At 67.5% G+C, this 6720-nt stretch carries 5 protein-coding genes and 1 pseudogene; 3 read left to right on the forward strand and 3 right to left on the reverse strand.

Annotated features, from left to right (window positions below; translation table 11 throughout):
- The first annotated feature begins 268 nt into the window (after positions 1-268).
- Positions 269-4057, forward strand: coding sequence for a CHAT domain-containing tetratricopeptide repeat protein (locus ABZ725_RS43590; RefSeq protein WP_358807892.1), 3789 nt, complete (start codon positions 269-271; stop codon positions 4055-4057).
- A 362-nt stretch (positions 4058-4419) separates the two neighbouring features.
- Here ABZ725_RS43590 and ABZ725_RS43595 read toward each other — a convergent pair whose 3' ends face one another.
- A complete protein-coding gene (locus tag ABZ725_RS43595; RefSeq protein WP_020549970.1) occupies positions 4420-4788 on the reverse strand; it encodes a VOC family protein in 369 nt (122 codons plus the stop codon).
- Positions 4789-4851: 63 nt separating this feature from the next.
- Between ABZ725_RS43595 and ABZ725_RS43600 the strand changes: the two genes are divergently transcribed.
- Entirely contained in the window at positions 4852-5310 is a 459-nt protein-coding gene (locus ABZ725_RS43600; RefSeq protein ID WP_358807893.1) for a MarR family transcriptional regulator, read from the forward strand.
- A gap of 134 nt (positions 5311-5444) precedes the next feature.
- On the opposite strand, the gene ABZ725_RS43605 is transcribed toward ABZ725_RS43600, so the two are convergent.
- The gene (locus ABZ725_RS43605; protein ID WP_358807894.1) at positions 5445-5852 is read right to left on the reverse strand and encodes a hypothetical protein; all 408 of its coding nucleotides are present in this window, start codon (positions 5850-5852) and stop codon (positions 5445-5447) included.
- Positions 5853-6168: 316 nt separating this feature from the next.
- Here ABZ725_RS43605 and ABZ725_RS43610 point away from each other — a divergent pair.
- Positions 6169-6276, forward strand: a pseudogene (locus tag ABZ725_RS43610) (IS5/IS1182 family transposase); the annotation flags it as partial.
- A gap of 18 nt (positions 6277-6294) precedes the next feature.
- On the opposite strand, the gene ABZ725_RS43615 reads toward ABZ725_RS43610, so the two are convergent.
- On the reverse strand, positions 6295-6717 hold the full coding sequence (locus tag ABZ725_RS43615) for a hypothetical protein (protein WP_358807906.1): 423 nt from the start codon (positions 6715-6717) through the stop codon (positions 6295-6297).
- Positions 6718-6720 lie beyond the last annotated feature (3 nt).

Here is a 6720-nt window from a genome sequence, read left to right on the forward strand (position 1 = left end):
GGGTGCCGAGCAGCGAGCGCACCGGGCGGTGGCGGCGGCCCGGTCGCCGATTCGCTGACACAGAGCGCCGTCGCGCTCGTGGTCCTCATCGTCCACGCCGCCGCTGGGGTCGACCTGCTGGTGCACTTGCTCGCGTGGCTGACCACCCCGGGCGGATTCGGCGTGCTCATCCTGATGCGGGGTGCCTGCGGCGCCGTCCTTGCGTTCTTCCACCGCCGGCCTCACGGACATTGGCGCGGCAGTCCGTTGGCGAGAGACGGGAGTTCAGGTGGACTACGAACCGTTCGAGCAGTGTCTGTGGGCATTCGTGCGACGCGACTACCCCGCCGCGGCCAGGATCGCGATGGACATCCTGCGGACGGGCGTCAGCCTGGGGATGGCGCAGATCCTCCTGATCAGCCTGCGCCGGATGGGGATGTCACCCGACGACGCGATCGGGCAGACCCCGCACGAGGTCGTCGGCGGCCCGTGGGAGTCCGCCCTCCTCGACGTCACGCTGGGCCGGCGGGAGCCGGCGTCGGTCATCGCCGAAGCCGACGACGACCTTCGGCGGTGCCAGGCGCTGTGCTACGTCGGGATGCACCTGATCACCACCGGCGACCTGGACGCAGGGCGCCGGCATCTGCGCGAGTGCCTCGACCTGGACGTCGAGTGCATGGAGACCCAGATCGCGTTGATGGACACCGACCTGCTCGACGGGTGGAGCCAGGCGGCGCCGAACCCCGACGAGGAGGTCAACCGCCTCCGGGGCAACTACCACGCGCTCCGGTCCAACGGACACCACGAGCAGTCGATCCACATCGCCCACCTCGTGCTGGCGCTCGTCGTCGGATGGCACGGCGAGTTCCATCCCGAGACGGGCCGCAGCCTGAACTACTTGGCCATGGCCTACGCCGCGACCGGCGACTGGCAGCGGGCCGAGCCACTCCTGGCCCACGCTCTTCAGCTGGCGCTGCTGTTCGACGGGGTGTCGAGCGAGACCTACGCGACCGTTCTCGACAACCTTGCCCAGGCGAAACACGTTCAGGGTCAGATCGACGTCGCCGAGGAGATGCACCGCGAGGCGCTGGAATCCTTCGCCCGGGCGGTCGGAACCGACCACCCGTCGTACGCAACGTGTCTCGGCAATCTGGCCCTCGTGTGCGCAGAGCTCGGCAAGCACGCCGAGGCCGAGCGGCTCTATCGTGAGGCCGTCGATCTCAGGCGCCGCCTCTTCGGCACCGACGACCTGCGGTACATCGGCATGGTCGACGGCCTCACCGAGGTCTACGTCGACATGGGAAGGCTCAGTGCGGCCGAAGCTCAGGTGACGGAGATCGTCGACATCGTCGGCCGTATGAAGGGCATTGGCTCGCCGGAGTACGGGTCGCGCCTCAAACAGCTCGGCGACCTGTACCACCGGATGGGTCGGTACTCCGACAGCGCCGTCCGGTACCACGAGGCCTTCGCGATCGATCAGGCGAACCTGGGCTTCGACCACCCCACCACCGTCGACACGGCGGCCAGGATGGCGCTCTCCCAGAAGCTCGCCGGCCAATTCGGGGAGGCGGTGCGCGGTTACCGGTACGTCATGGGCCGCCAGTCGGGCGCGGACCTCGCGGCCACCACGCACAACCTCGCCGTGCTCCATCTCGACGCCGGGGACACGTTCCTCGCCCGCCACTACGAGGAGGAGGCGATCGAGCTCCACCGCTCGGCCGGCCTCGAGGACTCCGTCGGCCACGCGTTGATACTCATCGGCAAAGCCGCGGTCGACACCTACGAGGGCCGGTATGACGACGCGGAGAGCACCCTCCGCCGAGCGATGGACCTCATCGAACGGAATGCCGGTCCCGACAACGAGTACTACGCGACCGCCTGCGACGGACTGGCGAAGTGTCACCTCGCGCAGCAACGCTACGACGAGGCCGACGAACTTCTGCAGACCAGCCTCCGGTTGATGGAGAAGGCGGTGGGCGACCACGTTCCGGCCATCGCGGTCACCGTCGGCCTGCGCGGAACGGTTCAGCTCGCGAAGGGCCGCTGGGACAGCGCGGAGAAATTGTTCCGACGCGCGGTCGAGCTGCTGGGCCGGGACACCGACGCGGAACGGAAACCGCAGTACATCGCACTGTTGCGGGAACTCGGTACAGCTCTCGTCGGGATGGGACGCGAACGAGAGGCGATCGACGTCGTTCTGACGGCCGAGCGGTATCAGGACGGTCTCATCCAGGAGAAGTCCACGGTGGCGGGCATCTCGTCCCTCTCCGTCGATCAGCCGGTCGCGCTGCTGAACATCCTCGGCCGCCCCCGGTTCCAGTCACCCGAGCTGGTGACGCAGCTGTTGGAGGTCGTCTGGCGGCGCAAGGGAATCGTGGCCGAGGCCGACTTCGTACGCAGGCGCGAGGAGATCCACAGCAGGCAGCACGACGGCGGTGACGCGCGGAGCAAGCTTGCCGAGGTCTTGCATACCATCGAGAGCGGCGAGATCCCACAGATAGCCGATCTCGAGGACGTGCTCGACACCTACGCGCGGAACCTGCGGTACGGGATGTATCCGGAACTCGAGGCGGCCCATCGGGATCTGCACGCGCACATGATGGAGGGGTGGCCCGAGCAGGGCGACCTGAGCCGGGAGGAGTGGTTGGAACAGGTTTCCGAGTACGTCGGCAGGGCGGGGTTCCTCATGGGAAACCGCGACCGCCTCGAATCCGAGCTCCGGACCATCTTCCACGGCGACGGATGGCTGGGCGAGGTTCTGCCGCGGGTCACCCTGGAGGCCGTCCGGTCGCGGCTTCCCGAGGGGTCGGCGCTCGTCGAGTTCCTGTGCGTTCCGACGCTCGACGAGTCGGCCGTCCCGGCCGAGGGCGGGTCACGGTGGGGACCCGACCGGTACTACGCGTTCGTCGTCACGCCCGATCGCGACGACGACGTCCGCCTGATCGACCTGGGTACGGCCGGCAGCGTCGACGCGAACATCGTCCTGCTGCGCCGCGATGTCACCCGCGGTGGCCGGGCGCGCGACATCGACCCGGAGAAGGCCGCTCCGGACGACGTCGCGCGGGCGGCCGACCAGGCTGCCGTCGAACTGCGCAAGGCCCTTCTGGACCCGCTGCGGATCGACGACCGGCCGCGGTTGTTCATCGCTCCCGACGCCCAGCTGTACACGCTGCCCTTCGAGATCCTGCCCCTCGACGACGGCCGCCTCGTCATCGATACCCATGAGATCGCCTACCTGACGACCGGCCGCGACCTGATCCCCGCCCACCGGACCGCCTCCGAGCCGGCCAACCCCCCGGTCGTCATCGCCGACCCCGACTACGACCTCGCCCTGGACGCGACCACCGACCCGGCTCCCCCGGAAGGTGACCCGGACGGGCGACGTGCCGCCGGCCTTCACTTCGCCCGGCTACCGGGAACGCACGACGAGGGCCGGCACGTCGCCGACCTGCTCGGTGTCGAGGCGTGGCTCGGCGCCGACGCCGTCGAGGGGCCGCTCAAGCAGCAACGGTCGCCCGTCATTCTCCACATCGCCTCGCACGGCTACTTTCTCGACGACGCCCAGTCGACGGAAAGCCGCCCCCGGCAGGCCGACCGACGCGCGTTCAGCGCCTTCCCCGCTCCCCTGCTCAACTCGGGGCTCGCCCTCGCCGGTGCCAACACCTGGCTGCGCCGCGGCCACCTGCCCGACCCGGCGGAGGACGGGCTGCTGACCGCGGCCGACCTCGCCACCATGGACCTGTCCGGCACCGAACTCGTCGTGCTGTCGGCCTGCGACACGGGTCGCGGCCTGGTTGCCGTCGGGCAAGGCGTGTACGGACTCCGCCGGTCGGTGGGAATCGCCGGCGCGCGGACCCTGGTGATGAGCCTGTGGCAGGTCCCTGACCGGGAGACGCAGGAGCTCATGGAAGAGTTCTACGGTCGTCTCAAGCGTGGCGAACCGCGCGGTTCCGCGTTCCGCGCGGCCCAGTTGGCGATGCGCGCCCGCAGGCCCGATCCGTACTACTGGGGCGCGTTCATCTGCCAGGGCGACCCCGGGCCGATGTCCGCGGGCTTCCTCGGCAACGTCGATCGGTAGGACGTCGCGGTGCGGCTGTCCCACCCGTTGGCCGCGGCCGTCGTCCTGGCCCCTCCCGGTCCACCGGGGCAGCTTCGCGGCGCGTTCGGGGTGGGCCGCGTTGATGCACCGCATCGCGGTGTGGGAAGCGATACCGAACAGGCGCATCAGGTGACCGCGGTTCATCGATTGATCAGCAAATGCGGGTTGCTCGTGACCGGTCGACGTCGGTGGCGTTCAGGGAGCCATGCGGGCGCGCAGCGGTAAGTGAGTTCGTCCAGGCAGACAATGTGTCGCTTTTCCAGGGTGCCGTACGACGAGACGCTCGCGGGACAGGTCAAGGTCGGTGAGCAGCAGGCGGCGGATGTCGGTGCCGCGGCTTATCAGGCGCGGTCGTGGAGAGTGACTTGGTAGCCGTCGGGGTCGGCGAAGGTGAAGGTCCGGCCGAAGGGGCCGTCAATCGGTGCGGAGACGATGGTGTGACCGTCGGCGACGAGCGCGTCGTGGATCGCCTGGACGTCGGTGGCGTGGAGCCAGATCGCGGCACCGATGCCGGGCTGAGCAACGGATGCGAGATCGGTGCCGGGAACGACGTCGCGGAGTGCGAACGCGATCGGCTTCGTCTCGAAGACGACGGCGTGCGGAGGTCCGGCCTGCGAGCGGACGAGGCCGAGGTACTGCTCGTAGAAAGCCTGCGAAGCGTCGAGGTCACGCGCCTGGAGAGAGATGAAGTCGGGGCCGGTGGCGGGCATGATGATGCTCCTTCTCGTCGTGTCAGATTCCTGACACAGACCAAGGTATGTCAGAATGCTGACATGAGTCAAAACGGCGTTGGCGTCGACCTGGACAAATCACTGGGCTACCTGCTGAAAGAGGCGTCGAGCGCCCTGCGCACAGCCATGGAGGAGGTGCTGCGGCCACTCGGGATGAGCGTGACGCACTACGCCTGCCTCGAACTGCTGGCGCAACGACCGGGCTTGTCGAACTCCGAGCTCGCGCGCGGCGCGTTCGTGACACGGCAGTCGATGAACGTGCTGCTCCAGACCCTGGAACGAGACGGCTACGTGACCAGGCCTGCGGAGGCACCCGTCGGGAAGGTTCTTCCCGCGCGGCTCACGCCTCGCGGCCGACGGAGCCTGGAGAAGGCGACCGTAGCGGTCCGGTCCGTCGAGGTCAGAATGCTGGCCGGCATGACCGAGACCGAGCAGTCAGCCGCGTTCCGGACCCTGCAGAGCATGATCCATTCCCTGCGCGATGACAACGACGGTGCATAGCTCGTTCCCCGGCGCACGTCTCGCCGCACCCGGACAGGAGTGCAGCCGAGCATGAAAATCCGCGCAGGCGACCTCGAAAACCGACAGCCCCCGACTACACCCTCTTCCACGATGAGCCAGTTTCGGGCCAGAGGTCAGTAGCGCCCTTGAAGTGCCTTGTGGACACCGTACGCTTCGATGAACCCCTGAATCGTCTGCAGGTCGTCCGCGAAGGATGTGGATCGCCACTTTCCCTTCCGTCCGTCGCGATAGTCGAGGTCCACCCATACGTCAAGATCCGCCAACATACTTCCGGAGGAGGTACGTGCGGTCGCTTTCAGCGTTATTCCAGCTAGCTCGTAGAAATTGACGATCGTCAGCGACTTGCGTTCGTCCTTGTACTCGATGACCTCATCAGGGGTGATGACCAGCAGCGGATCCGGATCATCCGACGTCCCGCGCAGGAAGCCGGACAGTTTCCCCCGCTTCTTGGTGAAGACCCGCCAATTCTCCGGTACGGGACCTTGGCTTGCCTGCATCAGGACGGTTCGGGGATTCGTCACGCCACCTCCCGTTTTTGCCACCGCGCCCAGCGAGAGTCACTGAAAGGCCAGGAAACCTGGGGCGGCTGAGATCCGCTCGCTGCACGCGAGGTGAACCGGATCGTTCAGGACCAAGAAGAATTCTCCATTCCCTGGCCGACGTACGCCACTTCGGCACTCCAAGAGCCGGTGAGGTTACACAGCGTGATGCCGCGCGTGGGTGTTGGACACCGAAGCCCTTCGAACCTGGGTCGACCTCTAGCGGAAACTGCTGCTGGGCGATGACTCGCGGGGCCTCACCACCTTCGCAGACCTCCTGGAGCGTGCCCCTTTGAACCTCAAGCAGTGGCGCGGCCCGGCCATGCGAACGGACAAACTCGCCATCGCCTACCAGGCCCAGGCCGTACTCCACCTCGTTGCCATCCTCATCTCGACGCGACGCCGACCCGAGGAGAGACGGCCATCAGTCGTAGAAGAACAGCTCGAGATCCTCGATGGAGCCTGGCCCGGTCAGGAAACCCTCTGCCTTGGCAATCTCATTCGCCGGTGGCAATCTGCGCTCTCGGAGCTGCGCCATCCATATCTCGCCCTGCTCGCCGATCGCATAGATTCCGGACAGCAGTTCGGCCATGCCCGCAGGGTGCGGCGGGCTGTGCCCGACGACGGGTCGGAGTTCCCACTCGCCTGCCCGAGCGGCCAGCCGGAGTACCCCGGCCCAGTTGGCGACCCGCCCGATACGTACGTGCCACGAGTCCTCGGTGAACGGCGCCAGTCGGCCAGCATTCAGGGCGTTGTTGACTTGCACCTCGGGCTGAAGCCCGAGGATTCCGGCCTTCTCGATCGTTGCTGTGCCGCTACGCGGCACGGGGTTCGGTCGGGAATCCATGGC

This window comes from Streptomyces sp. NPDC006872 (genome assembly GCF_040635845.1).
Classification (GTDB): Bacteria; Actinomycetota; Actinomycetes; order Streptomycetales; family Streptomycetaceae; genus Streptomyces.

What these genes read in the sequence shown, in the direction of transcription:
- ABZ725_RS43595 (WP_020549970.1), bottom strand. Translation starts at nt 4,788, where the DNA reads ATGCCCGCCACCGGCCCCGACTTCATCTCTCTCCAGGCGCGTGACCTC.
- ABZ725_RS43600 (WP_358807893.1), top strand. Translation starts at nt 4,852, where the DNA reads ATGAGTCAAAACGGCGTTGGCGTCGACCTGGACAAATCACTGGGCTAC.
- ABZ725_RS43615 (WP_358807906.1), bottom strand. Translation starts at nt 6,717, where the DNA reads ATGGATTCCCGACCGAACCCCGTGCCGCGTAGCGGCACAGCAACGATC.